Source organism: Reyranella sp. CPCC 100927, from assembly GCF_007859315.1.
GTDB lineage: Bacteria > Pseudomonadota > Alphaproteobacteria > Reyranellales > Reyranellaceae > Vineibacter.
In genome coordinates this window covers 37,787-54,522 of sequence record NZ_VOHA01000027.1, presented here as the reverse complement: position 1 = coordinate 54,522, position 16,736 = coordinate 37,787, and the positions used below count along the sequence as shown (strand labels likewise).

Annotated in this window: 16 protein-coding genes; 9 read left to right on the top strand and 7 right to left on the bottom strand. The window is 68.3% G+C overall.

Going from position 1 to position 16,736, the window contains the following annotated elements; genetic code table 11:
* Window positions 1-32 precede the first annotated feature (32 nt).
* Together FQU96_RS36810 and FQU96_RS36805 are read left to right on the top strand one after the other, a co-directional pair.
* Entirely contained in the window at window positions 33-1,028 is a 996-nt protein-coding gene (locus FQU96_RS36810; protein ID WP_146546409.1) for an ABC transporter ATP-binding protein, read from the top strand.
* A 118-nt stretch (window positions 1,029-1,146) separates the two neighbouring features.
* A complete protein-coding gene (locus FQU96_RS36805; RefSeq protein WP_146546408.1) occupies window positions 1,147-2,232 on the top strand; it encodes a M14 family metallopeptidase in 1,086 nt (361 codons plus the stop codon).
* Here the strand turns inward: FQU96_RS36805 and FQU96_RS36800 are convergent.
* Window positions 2,229-3,233 carry a LysR family transcriptional regulator gene (locus FQU96_RS36800; protein ID WP_146546407.1) on the bottom strand — a complete coding sequence of 335 codons (1,005 nt, stop codon included), beginning with the start codon at window positions 3,231-3,233 and terminating at the stop codon, window positions 2,229-2,231. The two genes, FQU96_RS36805 and FQU96_RS36800, sit on opposite strands and share 4 nt — an antisense overlap.
* Window positions 3,234-3,345: 112 nt before the next feature.
* On the opposite strand from FQU96_RS36800, the gene FQU96_RS36795 reads away from it, so the two are divergent.
* From FQU96_RS36795 to FQU96_RS36765, 7 genes are all read left to right on the top strand, one after another.
* Window positions 3,346-3,744: a cupin domain-containing protein gene (locus tag FQU96_RS36795; protein ID WP_178131005.1), complete on the top strand. Its 399-nt coding sequence runs from the start codon at window positions 3,346-3,348 to the stop codon at window positions 3,742-3,744.
* A 111-nt stretch (window positions 3,745-3,855) separates the two neighbouring features.
* Entirely contained in the window at window positions 3,856-5,136 is a 1,281-nt protein-coding gene (locus FQU96_RS36790) for an ArgE/DapE family deacylase (RefSeq protein ID WP_146546405.1), read from the top strand.
* 109 nt (window positions 5,137-5,245) lie between these two features.
* Window positions 5,246-6,064, top strand: coding sequence for a M48 family metallopeptidase (locus FQU96_RS36785; protein WP_146546404.1), 819 nt, complete (start codon window positions 5,246-5,248; stop codon window positions 6,062-6,064).
* An 88-nt stretch (window positions 6,065-6,152) separates the two neighbouring features.
* Complete coding sequence (locus tag FQU96_RS36780) at window positions 6,153-6,944, top strand: alpha/beta hydrolase (protein ID WP_146546403.1); 792 nt, start codon at window positions 6,153-6,155, stop codon at window positions 6,942-6,944.
* A 57-nt stretch (window positions 6,945-7,001) separates the two neighbouring features.
* Window positions 7,002-7,247, top strand: coding sequence for a sulfurtransferase TusA family protein (locus FQU96_RS36775; protein ID WP_146546402.1), 246 nt, complete (start codon window positions 7,002-7,004; stop codon window positions 7,245-7,247).
* A gap of 88 nt (window positions 7,248-7,335) precedes the next feature.
* Window positions 7,336-8,535 carry a phosphoglycerate kinase gene (gene pgk, locus FQU96_RS36770; protein ID WP_146546401.1) on the top strand — a complete coding sequence of 400 codons (1,200 nt, stop codon included), beginning with the start codon at window positions 7,336-7,338 and terminating at the stop codon, window positions 8,533-8,535.
* A gap of 40 nt (window positions 8,536-8,575) precedes the next feature.
* Window positions 8,576-9,169, top strand: coding sequence for an NUDIX hydrolase (locus FQU96_RS36765; RefSeq protein ID WP_146546400.1), 594 nt, complete (start codon window positions 8,576-8,578; stop codon window positions 9,167-9,169).
* 122 nt (window positions 9,170-9,291) lie between these two features.
* On the opposite strand, the gene FQU96_RS36760 is transcribed toward FQU96_RS36765, so the two are convergent.
* The 6 genes from FQU96_RS36760 to FQU96_RS36735 form a co-directional block, all read right to left on the bottom strand.
* Entirely contained in the window at window positions 9,292-9,831 is a 540-nt protein-coding gene (locus FQU96_RS36760) for a YcxB family protein (protein WP_146546399.1), read from the bottom strand.
* 9 nt (window positions 9,832-9,840) lie between these two features.
* Entirely contained in the window at window positions 9,841-10,686 is an 846-nt protein-coding gene (locus tag FQU96_RS36755; RefSeq protein ID WP_146546398.1) for a UPF0280 family protein, read from the bottom strand.
* A gap of 7 nt (window positions 10,687-10,693) precedes the next feature.
* Entirely contained in the window at window positions 10,694-12,148 is a 1,455-nt protein-coding gene (locus tag FQU96_RS36750; protein WP_146546397.1) for a 6-hydroxynicotinate reductase, read from the bottom strand.
* 147 nt (window positions 12,149-12,295) lie between these two features.
* Entirely contained in the window at window positions 12,296-15,073 is a 2,778-nt protein-coding gene (locus FQU96_RS36745) for a molybdopterin cofactor-binding domain-containing protein (protein WP_146546396.1), read from the bottom strand.
* Window positions 15,070-15,927: a xanthine dehydrogenase family protein subunit M gene (locus FQU96_RS36740; RefSeq protein WP_146546395.1), complete on the bottom strand. Its 858-nt coding sequence runs from the start codon at window positions 15,925-15,927 to the stop codon at window positions 15,070-15,072. Before FQU96_RS36740 ends, FQU96_RS36745 begins: the two co-directional genes overlap by 4 nt.
* A 134-nt stretch (window positions 15,928-16,061) precedes the next feature.
* Window positions 16,062-16,505, bottom strand: coding sequence for a MarR family winged helix-turn-helix transcriptional regulator (locus FQU96_RS36735; protein ID WP_255468777.1), 444 nt, complete (start codon window positions 16,503-16,505; stop codon window positions 16,062-16,064).
* Between the last annotated feature and the right edge of the window lie 231 nt (window positions 16,506-16,736).

Here is a 16,736-nt window from a genome sequence, read left to right as displayed (position 1 = left end):
GGTCAGCATCCGTACGACCTGAACAGCGCTGCATGGCCCAACCCATCGTCGATCTCTCCGGCATCACCAAGCGCTTCACGCAACGCGTCGATCTCGCCGGCCGCGTCGCCAACCTGTTCGGTGCCGGTCTGCGCGAAATCGTCGTGCAGGCCGTGTCCGATATCGACCTGGCGATCGCCGAAGGCGAGGTGGTGGGCCTGGTGGGCGAAAGCGGCTGCGGCAAGAGCACGCTGGGGCGCATGGTCGCCGGTATCCTGTCGACGAGCGACGGCACGATCCACTACCGCGGCACGGCGCTCGATGCCATGACGCCGGATCAGAAGCGGGCCTGGGCGCTGGGTGTGCAGATGATCTTCCAGGACCCGTTCGCCTCGCTCAATCCGCGCCTGCGGGTGGGCGAGATCATCGGCGAGGCGCCCGTCGTGCATGGGCTGGTCGACCGCGGCGCCGCCAGCGACTACGTCGCCGAGCTGATGCGCCGCGTCGGCCTCGATCCCGCCTACGCGCGCCGCTATCCGCACCAGTTCTCCGGCGGCCAGCGCCAGCGCATCGGCATCGCCCGCGCGCTGGCGGTGAAGCCGTCGTTCCTGGTGTGCGACGAGGCCACGGCGGCGCTCGACGTCTCGATCCAGGCGCAGGTGCTGAACCTGTTCATGGAACTGCGCCAGTCGCTGGGCCTCACCTACCTGTTCGTCAGCCACAACCTCGCCGTGGTCGAGCATCTCAGCGACCGCGTCGCCATCATGTATCTGGGACGCATCGTCGAGATCGCGCCGACGGAAGCGCTGTTCGACGCGCCCAACCATCCCTACACCCAGGCGCTGCTCAGCGAGGTGCCCAAGCTGGCCGCCGGGCGACGCGAGTACCGGCCGATCCAGGGTGAGCTGCCGTCACCGATCGACCCGCCGTCCGGCTGCGCCTTCCATCCGCGCTGTCCGCATGCCGGCGCCCGATGCCGCAGCGAGCGCCCGGCCCTGCGGGAGATCGCGCCCGGACGCTTCAGCGCCTGTCACCTCAATGATTCGTAGACCGGCACGCCGGTCCATTCTTTGTCATTGACCAGCGCCGGCTCCTTCGCTTGGCTCTGGCGTGTGTGATGATCCTTCCCCCGGAGGGGGAAGGCTTAGAAGCTGCCGACAGGTGCCCATGTCGCATCATGATCATTTTTCGCCCGACTATCAGACCGCACGGGACGCGTTCCGCACCGCCTGCGGCGAGGCCGGCGTGGCGGTCACCAGCTGGCTGCATCCGCTGCGCGGCATGCAGGGCGAAGAACTCGCCACCGATACCGCCTGGATCGGACCGAAGATGGCCAGCCGCGTGCTGGTGACATGCTCCGCCACGCATGGCGTCGAAGGCCACTACGGCAGCGGTTGCCAGGTGGGCTTCCTGCGCGAGGGACACCACAGGAACCTGCCGGCCGACACGGCGGTCCTGCTGGTCCACGCCACCAATCCCTACGGCTTCTCGTGGACGCGCCGCGTCAACGAAGACAACATCGATATCAATCGCAACTTCATCGACTTCGGCAAACCGGTCTTCGAGAACGGCCTCTATCTCGAGCTGGCGGCTCTGCTGGCGCCGCAGACCTGGGACGCCGCGGTCGAAGCCCGGACCCGCGACGCGCTGGCCGCCTATGTCGCCAAGGTCGGCGTCGCCGGTTTCGGCAAGGCCGTGGTCGCCGGCCAGCGCACGCATCCCAACGGCCTGTTCTTCGGCGGCACCAGCCCGTGCTGGTCCAACCGCACCATCGGCAAGATCGTGCCGCACTACCTCGAGGACGCAAGCCATGTCTGCGTGCTCGACTTCCACACCGGCCTGGGACCGTCGGGCTATTCCGAGATGATCTGCCGCCACCCGCCCGGCTCCGAGCCGCTGGCGTTGGCGCGGCGCTGGTTCGGTGACGCCGTCACCTCACCAGCGGCGGGCGAGAGCGATTCGCCGGTCATCGAAGGCAACCTACGCATGGCCTTCGTGCGCCTGCTGCCCGAGGCCGTGGTCGTCGCCTCGGCGATCGAGGTCGGCACCCTGCCGGCCGACGAGGTCAACATGGCGCTGATCGCCGACAACTGGCTGCATATCCACGGCGATGCGCACTCCGAACAGGGCCGCGCCATCCGGCAGCGCGTCCGTGACGCGTTCTATGGTGATCGCGATGATTGGCGCGACGCCTGTTACCCGCGCGCCGTCGAGATCCAGAAACAGGCTCTGGCCGGACTGGCGGCGGTCTAAGCCCGCGAGCGCGGGCGCCCCGCCCGCTCATGTCCTGATGCCATCCGCAATGGCGACGTTCTGCTTTCGTGGGAGGTGCGGGCGGACCCCTTCGACGCGATCGGGGCAGGCTGCCCGCGCCCCCGCGTAGTGTCGGCGAAAATGCGCACGATGCCGTCGACGGTACGCCGGAACGCAGGACGGCGCAGCAGTTGCTTGTGCACGATCAACCAGTAGTCACCCGAGTGCAGGCCGTCCATCACCGCGCCGACGCGCACGCAGCGCGGATCGCGGTCGGCGAGCAGGCATGGCAGAATGGCGAGACCGCCACCGGCGGCGACGGCTTCGTGAATCACGGCCGTGGTCGAGCCGCGGAACCGCGGCTTGCGGTCCCCGAGCTGCGCCGACAGCCACAGCATGATCGGGTAGTGGGCCTGCTCGTGGGTGTACATGATCCAATCACAGGCGCCGTAACGACGCTCCGTCCGCGCCGCCGGGTGCGCGGCGACGTACGTGGCGGCGCCGTAGACGGCGCAGGCGATCGCGCCGAGCTTACGGGTGACGAACTCGCCCGACGACGGGATCTCATGGCGGATCGCGATGTCAGCCTGGCGCATGGACAAGGCGGCGGTTTCGTCCGACACATCGATTTCCAGGCGCGCCGCCGCGAGCTCTTCCAGCGCGTGAATTTTGTCGGCGTTGGTCGCCAGCAGCGTCGCCGGCCACTCGAGCGCCGAGATCCGCACGTCGATGGGCGACAGCGCATCTCCTGGCAACGACCGGTGCTGCAGGCCCTGGGCCGCCGCGTCCATCGCCTCCGCCATGGCCACCAGCTCGGTCCCCTGCTTGGTCAACACGTAGCCGTCGCGCGAGCGGTCGAACAGCGGCGCCCGCAGGTCGCGCTCCAACCGCTCGACGCGCCGGCCGATGGTGGGCTGGCTGATGCCCAGCTGCTCGGCCGCCGCCCGCGCGCGCCCGGTCCGGGCGACAGCAAGAAAGACGGCAACGTCATCCCAGTTCATGCGTACTCCCCACGATACGATTTCGTATCACGATACGCCGACGTTGCCACTTGATGATACACTTGCGTTATCGAGAATGACGGTGCACTGCGACCACGGGAGAGCACCCGATATGAGCCACAGCCAACCGAAAGCGGTCGACATCCAGGCGGCGCTCGCCCCGCTACCCGTGCTGCACAACCGCCGGCCGGACACGCCGGGCCCCGAATCGGCCGCCGCTTTTGCCCGGCTGATCGAGACCCGCGACGGCGCCGTCTTCACGGGATCGTTTGACGGACAGAGCCCGTGGGAGCGCCATCGCAACGGCGACGAGCTGGTGCAGGTCCTGGCGGGCGAGACGGAACTGACGATCCTGACGCCGGACGGCGCCTGCGTGCTGACCCTGAAGGCGGGCATGCTGACGATCGTGCCGCAGGGATGCTGGCACCGGTTCCATGCACCGGGCGGCGTCACCGTGCTCACCATGACGCCGCAGCCGACCGATCATTCAACTGCCGAGCATCCCGGCTAGAGCGTTGCGCTGGCCGCACATGCGGCATCTGGCGCGGAGGACCGGATCGTCTTGTATGCAGACGATTCCACGCTAGGCTCAGCCCGACGATTCCTCTCAGGGGCCGACCCAATGCTCGACGCTACGCTCACCACGCAGATCATGACCGCGGTCGACGAGACGTTCGACCGCCAGACGTCGGTGCTGGCCGATCTCGTGCGCATCCCGTCGGTGCGCTACAAGGAGGCGCCGGCGCAAGACATGATGACGCGGCTCTTCAAGGAGGAAGGGCTGGGCATCGATCGCTGGCAGATCCATGTCGACGACATCAAGCACCTGCCGGGCTATTCGCCCAAGCACGTCGACTATGACGATGCCTGGAACGTGGTGGGCGCCTGGCGGCCCAACAACCCCAAGGGCCGCTCGCTGATCCTCAACGGGCACATCGACGTGGTGCCGGAGGGCCCGCACGACATGTGGACGGCACCGCCGTTCGAGCCGCGCATCAAGGACGGCTGGATGTATGGCCGCGGGTCGGGCGACATGAAGGCCGGCCTGATCCTCAATCACTTCGCGCTGATCGCGCTTAAGCGCCTGGGCTGGCGGCCGGCGGCCGACGTCTACATGCAATCGGTGGTCGAGGAGGAATGCACCGGCAACGGCGCGCTGGCCTGCCTGCAGCGCGGCTATCGTGCCGACGCGGCGCTGATCCCCGAACCATCCGGCGGCACCATGACCATCGCCCAGGTCGGCGTGATGTGGTTCCAGGTCCGGGTCACCGGCCACCCCGTACACGTCTACAAGGCCGATGCCGGTTCCAACGCCATCGAGTCGGCCTTTCGCCTGATCCAGGCGCTGCGCGAACTGGAGATCCAGTGGAACGCGCGCAAGGTGAATGATCCGCACTTCCACGACCATCATCACCCGGTGAACTTCAACGTCGGCCGCATCGAGGGCGGCGACTGGGCGAGCTCGGTGCCGGCGTGGTGCACCTTCGACATGCGCGCGGGCGTGCTGCCGACGCAGACGCTGGCCGAGGCGCGGCGCGAGATCGAGGATTGCGTGCGCCGCGCGGCGGCCAACGATCCGTTCCTGGGCAACGCCCCGCCGACGGTGACCTGGGAAGGCTTCCAGGCTGAGCCGTTCGTGCTGAAGAACCACGAACAGGTACGCGCCGTGCTGGCCGATGCACACCAGACCGTGTTCGGCGAGGCGCTGAAGGACCGCACCCAGACCGGCACCGCCGACAACCGCTTCTTCGGCCTCTACGCCGGCATCCCGGCGCTGGTGTACGGCCCGCAATCCGACGACGTCCACGGCTTCGACGAGCGCGTCAACCTGGAGTCGGTGCGCAAGATCACACAGTCGACGGCGCTGTTCATCGCCCAGTGGTGCGGGCTGGAAAGGGCCTGATCGCCGAAACATCGGTTGTAAAACCGAAGGTGACTCCTCTTAATAGGTGCTCCGATCCAACAAGGATCGGCGCAAACGGCGCGCGACGACGCCGTGAGTTGGGGGCGTCATGATCATCAGCGGACGCGTTTTCACGGCCATGGCGGTACTGGCCGTCGTGGCGGCATGCGAGTCGGCGCCGATCACCGGCCGCGACCGGCTCGTACCCATGGCCGAGGAAGCGCTGCAGATGCAAGCCGTCACGGCCTATCAGGAGCAGATGGCAAAGCAGCCACTGTCGAAAAACCCCGAGTACACGGCGATGGTCCGCCGCGTCGGCGAGCGCATCGCCAAGGCGGCCGAGAACCCACCCAATGGTCTTTGGACAGCGCCCGGTTTCAAGTGGGAGTTCAACGTCATCGACAAGCCCGACGTGATCAATGCCTACTGTCTGCCGGGGGGCAAGATCGCCGTATACACCGGCATCCTGCCGATCAGCCAGGACGAGGCGGGGCTAGCGATCCTGATGGGGCATGAGGTGGCGCACGCATTGATGCGCCACCACGCTGAACGCCTGTCCAACCGCACCGCCGTTCGCGCCGGCACCGCCCTTGCGGGCGCCATCGTCGGTGCCTTGATCGGCGGCCGCAGCCACCGGGGCATCGGCGTGGCTGCCGGGATCGGCCTTGCCGTCGCGGGCAACGTCGTGGCACTCAGCTTCTCGCGCGACCAGGAGGCGGAAGCCGATCGCGTCGGCCTGATCCTGGCCGCCCACGCCGGTTACGATCCCGGCGCCGCGGTCGGCTTCTGGGAGCGCATGAAGGCCGCCAACGCCCACCGCGACCGGCCGCCCGAGTTCTTCTCCACGCACCCGGCGGCGGATGCACGCATCGCCAACATCCAACGCTATCTGCCGGAAGCGCAACCGTACTATAAGCCGTCGCCCTGATTGCGCCGACAGCCCTTCCGGTTGGCCGGTACCACGCTGTATCGTCACGGGACGCGCGAACCAGTTCATCACGCCGTCGGAGCACACGATGCGGCGCACCCTCGTCATGCTTGCCCTTGCGGGCATAGTCGTCGGCGGAACGCCAAGCCGCGCCGCCGACACGCTGTTGACGCTGACGCCGCGCCCCGGCGCGGAATTGCGGGTCGTCACCGACCGGCCGGCCGCGCCGGTCGGCAGCGTGGTCCTGCTGGCGGGCGGCTCGGGCGTGCTCGACATCGATGCGCAGGGGCGCATCAACCAGCTCGCCGGCAACCATCTCATCCGGACCCGCGCCGCTTATGTGCGTGCGGGCTATGCGGTGTTCGCGCCCGATATCGCCAGCGACCTCAAGGGCACGCAGCGCTATCGCTACGGCGCCGCGCACGCGGCTGACCTGGCGCTCGTCGTCGCGGCAGCCCGCAAGGTGGCGTCGCCGGTCTGGCTGATCGGCACCAGTCGCGGCGCGGTGTCGGCCGCCAACCTCTTCGCGCAGCAAGCCGCGCCCCTGCCCGACGGGCTGGTGATCTCCTCGGGCGCGTTGATGAATCACAACGTACCTGGTGCCGCCGCCACCGGCGACATGGGGCGCATCCGGGTGCCCGTCCTGCTGCTGCGCCATCGCGACGATAGCTGCCGGATCACGCCGCCCGCCGACGCCGATCGCTTCAAGGCTTTGCTGACCGGCGCGCCGAAGGTCGACATCGTGACCCTGACCGGCGGCAGTCCCGCCAGTGCGCGCGCCGATCCGTGCGAGGCCAACCACTATCACGGCTTCCATGGAATCGACGACCAGGCAGTGGCCGCGACGGTCGCGTGGATGCGCGCCAACGCGCGTCGCTAGTCTAGGCGGTCCACACACCCCTAGTCGGCAGGCGACAAAGCTCCCTATATAGGCATCATGGATGGCGACCTGAACGGCGACCGGACCTACGACGCAAGCGGCCTGCTGTGCCCGCTGCCGGTGCTGCGCGCCAACCGCATCATGCGCGACCTGGCGCCGGGACAGACGCTGAAGGTGCTGGCGACGGACCCGGCGGCCGAGGCCGATTTCCCGGCGTACTGCCGGCAGACCGGCCATGCGCTGGTCCACACGGCCCGCGACGGCGACACCCTGGTGTTCCTGATCCGCAAAAAAGACGCCTGAACGCGTCGTTGCACGCCCTTGCATCTGGCGCCGCCGCCCGCTAGCCATGCGGCGAACCACGATTTCCGCGCCTTTGCCTGAGGTTTGCATGCCCGCTTTCAAGACCATCGACGACATTACGCCCGCCGGCAAGCGCGTGCTGATCCGTGTCGACCTCAACGTGCCGATGGAGAACGGCAAGGTCACCGACATGACCCGTATCGAACGGGTGGCGCCGACCATCGCCGAACTCGCCGACAAGGGCGCCAAGGTCGTGGTGCTGAGCCATTTCGGCCGCCCCGGCGGCAAGGTGGTGCCGGAAATGTCGCTGAAGGCCCTGGTCGAGCCGCTAGCCACGACGCTGAAGCGACCGGTTTCGTTTGCCGAAAACGCTGTCGGCCCGCTGGCACAGCAGGCCGTATCGGGCCTAAAGAACGGCGATGTCGTGCTGCTGGAGAACCTGCGCTTCCACAAGGAAGAGGAAAAGAACGAGCCGGCCTTCATCGACCAGTTGGCGGCGCTGGGCGACATCTACGTCAACGATGCCTTCTCCTGTGCCCACCGCGCGCACGCCTCGACCGAGGGCATCGCCAACCGCATGCCGGCGGTGGCCGGGCGGTTGATGCAGGCCGAACTGGAAGCGCTCGACAAGGCGCTGGGCACGCCGCGGCGGCCGGTGGCGGCGCTGGTCGGCGGCGCCAAGGTATCGACCAAACTGGAACTGCTGGGCAACCTGGTCGGCAGGGTCGACCGGCTGATCATCGGCGGCGGCATGGCCAACACCTTCTTGCACGCGCAGGGGGTCAATGTCGGCAAGTCGTTGTGCGAGAAGGACCTGGCCGACACCGCGCGCGAGATCCTGGGCAAGGCCGCGACGGCCAAGTGCAAGGTGCTGCTGCCGGTCGATGCCGTCGTGGCCGCCGAGTTCAAGGCCGGTGCCGCCAGCCGCACGGTGGACATTGCCGCCGTGCCCGACGACCAGATGATCCTCGACATCGGCCCGAAGTCGATCGCGATGTTGAAGGCCGATCTGGCGGAATGCGCGACCCTGGTCTGGAACGGGCCGCTGGGTGCCTTCGAGGTCGCCCCGTTCGATGCCGGCACGACGGCGGTCGCGCGCGAGGCGGCAGCGCTGACGCAGGCCGGCAAGCTGCTGTCGGTTGCCGGCGGCGGCGACACCGTGGCCGCGCTGGCGCACGCCGGTGTCGACGAAAAGTTCAGTTATGTCTCGACGGCCGGCGGCGCCTTCCTCGAGTGGATGGAAGGCAAGACATTGCCCGGCGTGGCGGCGCTGATCCGCGCGGCGTAGAGTTCCGGTACGCTGCCCTCCTGCGCCGGAGTTGAGTCCGATGAGCGATGTTGAGCGACCACCGCCGCGCCTGCCGTGGGATCCACCGGATAATTTCAAGAAGCGGATCCCGGAGGGCGACAACCGCGAGCGGCTGGTGTGCGACGATTGCCAGTTCGTGCTGTACCAGAATCCCAAGATCGTGGCCGGCTCGGTGGTGACGTGGGAGGACCGCATCCTGCTGGCGCGCCGCGCCATCGAGCCGCGCAAGGGCTTCTGGACCCTGCCGGCCGGCTACATGGAGATCGGCGAGACCACGGAACAGGCCGCGCAGCGCGAGGCCGTCGAGGAAGCCTGCTGCACGATCGAGATCGACCGCCTGCTGGCGGTCTACAGCATCGCGCGCATCGGCCAGGTGCAGATCATGTACCGCGCGCGGCTGGCGTCACCCGATTTCGCGCCGGGACCCGAGAGCGCCGAGGTGAACCTGTTCCGCTGGGACGAGATCCCCTGGGAGAACCTGGCGTTCCCCACGGTGGTGTGGGCATTGGCGCACTTCCATCAGACGCGCGACAGGCACGATTTTCCCACGTTCAGCAATCCGACCGGCGATCTCGCCCGCATGTGGCCGCCCCGGAAACCGGCCGGCGTCTAAGCCCGACCCCGGGAGCGCGGGCGTCTCGCCCGCATCTTCACTTCGGAACATCACGACGGGGCGTGGACCTCGGTCGCCTGAGATGCGGGCGAGACGCCCGCGCTCCCAGGGTTTCGCTTTGCTCAGGGCTGTCCCGGCTTCGACAGCAGGAAATCGATCTGCTCCGGCGTCAATAGACGCGCGGGGATGGCAAAGGGCGGCTCGGCCTCCAGCCAGAGGATGATCAGATCATTATCGCGGCTGATCCGCTCCACCGCCGACCAGGCATAGTGGACCCATGAACGGGTATGGCGGCTGCGCAGTCCACGCGCGGTCACCCGGATCGTTGTGCCAGCCCACCGGGTTCGAAAGGCCGTCCAGCGCGACTGCCGGGTCCGGGCGGACAACACCCACGCCCAGAACGTGGGCGTCCACATCCCGAGATAGAAGCCCACGAAAACCAGGCCGGCGACGACGCCGCCATCGTCGCGACGCGCGACGCCCAGCAGCATGGCCAACGCCGCAACGATGATCGCAATGACCGCGCCGGTCGCGATCCCGGCCCACGAATACGACGGGTAGCGATCCGCCTGTGATTGCTGGTGGCGCAGGACGACCGCCTCATAGGCGAGCAGTTCCTGATCGGAGTACGCAAGATCGATGCGGAACGGTGCGATATCCACGACGCATCTCTATCGCGAAACATCCGGCATCACCAGCCGCCAGGCGCCCTGCAGGCTGAGCGCTGCACCAACGATCAGGCCACGCGCCTGAAGGCGATAGGCCTCGGCCACGCCGGCGTCGAGCGCCGCCGCGACGGCATGCGCCGGCAATGGCCCAACCGCCGTCGTCACCGGCAGATCGCCGAGGTCGGTATCGTCGCGCCGCGACGATGCCGGCTGGCGCTCGACAGCGGGATGGTCGACCGTGACCGCATTGCCGACGATGGTGGCGCCGGCATCCGCCTCGGCCGCCGAACGCGCCAGAATCGTTGCCGAATCGGCGATCCCCAGCGAGAACGAGCGGCCGCGCCAGCCCGACGTCGCCAAACCGCGGATCGGCATGTCGGCAGCCAAGGTCGCGATCGCATCCAGCGCCGGCATGTCGACATTGCCCACCACGGCCGTGCGCAGGCTCTCGCCGGCCGACAGATGAAAGGCGATGTCGCCGCCGTTGTTGACATAGGCCTTGGCGAGCACGCGGTCCTTCACCATCGCCGACAACATTTCGTCAGCGACGGCGCCGGCCACCGCGGCCATCGGCGTGATGTAGACGTCACGATACGGCCACACCGCCCGGGCCATGCGTTGCGCAACGGGCCCCGTCAGCGCCGGGACAGTGTTGCCCACGGGCGTGCGCAGGATCGCGAGTTCGCGCACCAACGTCGCGAGCACGTCGTCGAAACGCGCGATGGCCTGGCGATAGGCGGCATCGATCTCAGCTGGAGCGCCCCACGCCTGGATAATCAGGTCGATGGGGCCGTGTTGCAGATGCAGGCGGTCATCGGCCAGACGGACGATCTGCGGGCCCTGCCGCATGCGCCGCTCAACCGCCGGCCGGCGGCGGCAACGGCCAGGCCCGCGTCTCGCGCTTGCCCGACTTCAGGACGTCCTCCAGCGCCACGGCGCGATCGGCGTAGCCGCCCAACGCGACATAGTCGTCGCGGCGCAAGGTGAACTCTATCGGCGCCACCAGTGCCGGCGTCGGCACGTAACCGAAGGACTTCTCCGGCATGCGCATGACGTCGACCATCAGCGTGATGCCGCCGCCGGGCCAGATATAGGCCGGCGCACCACCGCAGGTGACGCGGGTCAGCGTGTCCTTCACCGAGCGCGTCAGCCGCACCGGGTTCTCGGTGACGCCGGCGCGCAGCGAGCCGCCGGCACCGGCCATGAACATCACGGTGCACAGCGCGGGCTCGCAGTTCTCGGCGATGCGTTCGACCACCTTGCGCACCGGCGCCGGCATCTCGGCCGCGACCGGCTTGAGCGCGTCGTCCAGCACATACCACGCGGCATGCTCGCCGGTGGTCGACACCATCAGCAGCTTCAGGCCGGGCCACGCCGTCCTGGGATCAATCTTGTCGATGATCTCCAGCGGTTCCTTCACGTCGGTGCCGCCCCAGCCCAGGCCCGGTTCAGCGACCTGGAAGTAGCGACCCGGCGTCGACTTGCGGCCGCGCACGCGGATACCGGCCGGTTTCATGTCCAGGAAGCGGCCGCCCTGGTGCTCGCTGAGCACGCCGGTGATGTGGTCATCGACCACGATCACCTCGTCGACATGGCCATGCCACTGCGGCGCGAACATGCCGATGGTCGCCGAGCCGCAGCCCACGCGCATGCGTTCCTCGCGCGCGTCGTTGACCACGGGTGCCTGGCCGGCCTGCACGACCACCGTCGCACCCTGGTCGATGGTGAGCGCCACCGGCGCGCGATTGCACAGCGCCAGCAGCGCATCGCAGGTGGCGACGCCCTCCTTCTTGCTGCCGCCGGTGAGGTGGCGCACGCCGCCCAGCGACAGCATCTGCGAGCCGTACTCGGCGGTGGTGACATGGCCGACCTGCTCGCCGTTCAGGCGCACCGCCGCCTGCTCGGGCCCGAGGAAGCGGTCGGTGTCGATCTTCACCTTCACGCCGCAGTAGCTGAAGATGCCTTCGGTCACCACCGTGACCATGTCGATATTGTCGACCCGGCTCGACACGATGAACGGCGCCGGCTTGTAGTCGGGATAGGTGGTCGTGGCACCGATGCCGGTGACGAACGCACCGCGGCCCAGCGTGCCATCCCACGCCTCGTCGCCCTGCGCGAACGGCACCCGCGGTGCCTCGCTGCGTTCCAGCAACACCAGCGGATCGACGCGGACCAAGGTGCCGGCCTCATTGGCGTAGCGATCGCAGGCGCCGGACTTGCCGGGCCGGATGCGGCACAGCACCGGGCAGGCATCGCAACGCACGATACCGGCATCGACCTCGGCGCTGGAGAGCGTGATGTCATCGCTCATGGCCGCCTCATAGGCCTGTCATCCCGAGCGTAGCGAGGGATCTTATAAACATGACGCACGGGTACACCTGCATCGAAAGATCCCTCGCTGCGCTCGGGATGACAGGCGTCATTCCTCGATGTCTCGCTACGCTCGACATGACAGAGCTCATCGCCGTTCCTTCGCCTTCAGGGCCGCTCGTAGCCGGTGCGGCAGCACGGGGACACGCGTCATCCGCACGCCGGTGGCATGATCGATGGCGCCCAGGATCGCCGGCGCCGTCGGCACCAGGCCGGGCTCGCCGACGCCCTTGGCGCCCGACGGTCCCAGCGGATCGCGATCCTCGACCAGGATGACCTCGATGGCCGGCATGTCGCCCACCGTCGGGATCAGGTAGTCGTGCAGGTTTTCGGTGCGTCCCGGCAGGTATTCCTCCATCAGCGCCAACCCAAGGCCCTGCGCGATACCGCCCTCGATCTGTCCTTCGACCTGCATGGGGTTGATGGCGCGGCCGACATCGTGGGCAGCGACCATGCGCAGCACCTTCGTGGTGCCCAGCTCGAGATCGACCTCGACTTCCGCCATCTGGGCGGCGAAGGCGTAGCTGGCGTAGGGAATGCCCTGCCCGTCGGCGTCCAGCGGCGTTGTCGGCGGATCGAACGTGCCCTCGCCAACCAGCACGTCGTCGCCGGACACGAGCGGCAGTTCGGCAAGATCGATACGGCGCACGCTGTCGCGGTCCGACACGCAGAGAACGGCGCCATCGAGCGTCAGCGTCGCCGCGGCGCCGGCATTGGCCAGGCGCAGGATGTGTCGGCGCAGATCGGCACCGGCCAGTTCGGCGGCTTTGCCCGACACGAACGTCTGGCGTGACGCCGAGGTCTTGCCGGCGTCGGCCGTAAGATCGGTATCGCCGGCGACCAAGGCGAACTGCGCCAGCGGCAGGCCCACGGCATCAGCCGCGATCTGGGTCATGATGGTGTTGCTGCCCTGCCCGATATCGACGGCACCGCTGTAGAGCGTCAGCACGCCAGCGCGCGACAGGCCGACCCGCATGATCGACGGGTTGGACATCGACGTGTTGCCGATGCCGTACCACATGCAGCCGACGCCGACGCCGCGACGGTGCGGCCGGTCATGCGACCGCGCCTCATCATTGAATGCCGCCACATCCGCCCGTGCCCGGTTCCAGTGCGGCCGCAGCGCGTCCAGACAGGCGGCAAGCCCGGCGGAATGCGTCAGGACCTGGCCAGTGGCGGTGGCATCACCGACCCGCAGGGCGTTGCGATGCCGGAACTCGAGGCGATCGATGCCGAGCTGGTCGGCCAAGCTGTCCATGGCCGCTTCATGCGCGATCGCCGCCTGCGGCACACCGAAGCCGCGAAACGCCCCCGCCGGGGGATTGTTGGTGAAGATGGCGGCACCCCAGGTGCGCACGTTGGGCACCCGGTACGGTCCCGTGGCGTGCACGGGTACGCGATTGGCGACGGTGGGTCCCCACGACGCATAGGCGCCGGTATCGAAGGCCGCATCCACATCGCAGGCGCAAAGCCGGCCATCGGCGGTGGCGGCAAAGCGGGCACGCACGCGGGCCGGATGGCGTTTGGTGGTCGCGGCCATGCTTTCGGGCCGCGTGTAGACGCACGCCACCGGTCGATCGAGCAGCCACGCCGCCAGCGCCACCAACGGCTGCACCGACTGGTCGAGCTTGCCGCCGAAGCCGCCGCCGCAAGCCGCCGGTACGATCCGCACCTGCGTCGGCTTCAGGCGCATGACGCTCGCCACCTCGTCGCGGTCCATGTAGGGCGTCTGGGTCGTGACGTGGATTTCCAATCGATCGCCGGTGCGCCGCGCCCAGCCGGCTTCGGGCTCGATATAGGCATGCTCGACGAACGGCGTTTCGACCGCCACGTTGGCCACTGCTGCCGCCTGCGCCCACGCCGCCGCGGCATCGCCGCAACGCACGCCGCCATCGATCAGCAGGTTGCCCGGCTTGTCGGCCTGCACGCGGCCGGCATCGACCGCCCGCGCGGCGTCGATGTCGGCGATCGGTGCCAGCGGTGTCCAGGCGATCGGCAAGGCGTCGTCGCGCAGCCCCAAAACGGCGGTGCGCGATCCCACCAGCGCCAATACCGCTTCGCCACGGTAGCGCACCAGCCCGTCGGCCAGCACCGGCTGGTCCTTGATGTCGGGATAGATGCCGAAGCCGTTGAAGGGCACGTCACGCGCCACCAGGATGCGCACCAGCCCGGGATGCGCCTGTCGCACGCGATCGAGATCGCCCAGCACGAAGCGGGCATGGGCGTGCGGCGAGCGCACGACACGCAGCCACAGCGCGTCGGCGGGAACCGCGTCGGCGCCGTACGAAGCGGTGCCCACAACCCGCGGCCGGCCATCGACGCGCTCGACGCGCGCACCGATCACTTCGCCGACGCCCGGCGGCGACGGCATGGCCGGCGCCTGTGCGACGGACAGCACCGCATCGACGATCTTCTGGTAGCCGGTGCAGCGGCACAGCGTGCCGCCGACGGCATCCAGCACCTGCTGGCGCGACGGGGATTCTTGCCGCCGCAGCAGATCGACAGCAGACATCAGCATGCCCGGCGTACAGATGCCGCACTGCGCAGCGCCATAGGTGAGGAATGCCTGCTGCAAACGCGACAGCGTTCCATCCCGCGCCGCCAGTCCCTCGACCGTCTCGACGGCACGGCCCTCGGCCTGCGCCAGCGGCGTCAGGCAGGCGCAGACCTGTTGACCGTCCAGCAGCACCGTGCAGGCGCCACAGTCGCCGGCATCGCAACCAATCTTGGTGCCGGTCAGGCCGAGATCGTCGCGCAACACCTGGGCCAGACGCTTGAGGGCGAACGCCGCCACCGCGACGGGCTTGCCGTTGACCGTGAAACACACGGCCTGCTCGATGGTCTCGCGCGCGTCAGGCGGCGTCATGCCGGTGCCCCTGTGATTCTCCCAGCCAGGACTGACAGCAGGCGCCGGGTCAGCGTCTCGGCCGCGTCGATCCGGTATCCGGCACTGCCGCGCACATCATCGACCGGCGCCAGCGGCGCGAAATGCGCGGCACGCACCCGCTGTGCGAGTGCGCTGTCTATCGACAGGCCGATCAGCGCCTGCTCCAGATCAGGCAGACGCCGCGCCACTTCGGAGCAGGCACCAATCGCCAGGCGTGCCGCGGTGATCCGGCCCGCGTCATCGACCTCAATCGCGCCGGCCGCCATGGCAATGGAAATCACCAGATAGCGGCGCGCCCCCAGCTTCAGGAAATGGCTGGCGATCCGCGTGGTGCGTTGCGGCACGGTGATCGCCGTCATGATCTCGCCGGCCTGCAGTGCCGTGCGTCGGTTGCCGCGGATGAAGTCGCCCACAGGCACCGTACGACTGGCACCGGCACGTTGCAGCACCACGGCGGCATCGAGCGTCAGCAGCACCGGCGCGCCATCGGCCGCCGGCGATGCGTTACACAGATTGCCGGCAATCGTGCCGGTATTCTGAATCTGGGCGCCGCCGACTTCGCGCGCCGCCAGCTTCAAACCATCGAACAGCGGCGGCAGGTCGGCATCGATGATGTCGCGCCATGTGGTTGCGGCCCCGATGCGCCAGTGCTCGCCAGCCACCGTGATGCCGCGCAGGCCGTCGATCGCGGTGACGTCGAGCACATCATCGTCGAGCGCGCGACCGACCCGTGCGGGATAGAAATCGGTGCCGCCGGCCAGCACCGTCAGTTCGTGCGCGGCCAACGCCGCGACGGCTTCCTCGATGGTGCGGGGACGCAGATATAGACCCATGGTGCGTGGCGTCCGCGGAGATCGTTCGTAAGCGAACGATAGGCGGATTGTAGAACGCTCCGGCGGCGCTGGAAAGATCGATGATGAGCTCGCTCCACCTGTACCTTCCCCGCAAGCGGGAAGGGACACGGGCGTCAGGCGATGCGGGCCAACAAGGTGACGAGTTGGCGCTGTTCGTCCGGATTGAGCGGCTTGAGCGTTTCGGTGGTGACGCGGGGACCCGCGGTCATCAGGCGTTGCACCAGCCGGTCGCCTTCGCCGGTGAGCCGCAGCAGCGTGCGACGCGCATCGCCCGGGTCGGCGCGCGCCGACACCAGGTTGCGGGCCTTCAGGCGCCGGATCACGCCCTGCGTCGTGGCCTTGTCCATGCCGACCAGACGGCCGAGCTGATTCTGCGAGACCTCGCCATCTTCATGCAGCTTCACGAGGCTGGAGAACTGCGTCGGCGTGACGTTGGGATCGCCGATCTGTTCCTGGAAGATCGCCGACGCCCGCTGATGCGCGCGTCGCAGCAGATAGCCGATCTGTCGTTCAACACGATAGCGCTGTTCACCCGGATCGACAGGAGGCAGAGTCACGCGTCGATCGTTGCGACCTGACCGGTGCGCGGCAGTCCCGCGATCCGCCTGGGTGTCCATGCCTCGTCCCCTGGCCGTTTCCCGCGCAGTACAACCGCGCTTATGGTTGGACGCAATTAGGACGTGCAGGCGCGTTTCGATCAAGAGCGATCCCGAAGAAATTTTCGTACCCGGCGTCAGGACGGACTCTATCGCGGCGCAATGTCAAGCCGCATCAGCACGGCAGCCGTC

Excerpts from the sequence above, each read along its gene's own strand:
- FQU96_RS36795 (WP_178131005.1), top strand. The coding sequence starts at position 3,346 with ATGAGCCACAGCCAACCGAAAGCGGTCGACATCCAGGCGGCGCTCGCC.
- FQU96_RS36745 (WP_146546396.1), bottom strand. The coding sequence starts at position 15,073 with ATGACGCCGCCTGACGCGCGCGAGACCATCGAGCAGGCCGTGTGTTTC.
- FQU96_RS36780 (WP_146546403.1), top strand. The coding sequence starts at position 6,153 with ATGCGGCGCACCCTCGTCATGCTTGCCCTTGCGGGCATAGTCGTCGGC.
- FQU96_RS36810 (WP_146546409.1), top strand. The coding sequence starts at position 33 with ATGGCCCAACCCATCGTCGATCTCTCCGGCATCACCAAGCGCTTCACG.
- FQU96_RS36790 (WP_146546405.1), top strand. The coding sequence starts at position 3,856 with ATGCTCGACGCTACGCTCACCACGCAGATCATGACCGCGGTCGACGAG.
- FQU96_RS36785 (WP_146546404.1), top strand. The coding sequence starts at position 5,246 with ATGATCATCAGCGGACGCGTTTTCACGGCCATGGCGGTACTGGCCGTC.
- pgk (WP_146546401.1), top strand. The coding sequence starts at position 7,336 with ATGCCCGCTTTCAAGACCATCGACGACATTACGCCCGCCGGCAAGCGC.
- FQU96_RS36800 (WP_146546407.1), bottom strand. The coding sequence starts at position 3,233 with ATGAACTGGGATGACGTTGCCGTCTTTCTTGCTGTCGCCCGGACCGGG.
- FQU96_RS36765 (WP_146546400.1), top strand. The coding sequence starts at position 8,576 with ATGAGCGATGTTGAGCGACCACCGCCGCGCCTGCCGTGGGATCCACCG.
- FQU96_RS36755 (WP_146546398.1), bottom strand. The coding sequence starts at position 10,686 with ATGCGGCAGGGCCCGCAGATCGTCCGTCTGGCCGATGACCGCCTGCAT.
- FQU96_RS36775 (WP_146546402.1), top strand. The coding sequence starts at position 7,002 with ATGGATGGCGACCTGAACGGCGACCGGACCTACGACGCAAGCGGCCTG.
- FQU96_RS36740 (WP_146546395.1), bottom strand. The coding sequence starts at position 15,927 with ATGGGTCTATATCTGCGTCCCCGCACCATCGAGGAAGCCGTCGCGGCG.
- FQU96_RS36750 (WP_146546397.1), bottom strand. The coding sequence starts at position 12,148 with ATGAGCGATGACATCACGCTCTCCAGCGCCGAGGTCGATGCCGGTATC.
- FQU96_RS36805 (WP_146546408.1), top strand. The coding sequence starts at position 1,147 with ATGTCGCATCATGATCATTTTTCGCCCGACTATCAGACCGCACGGGAC.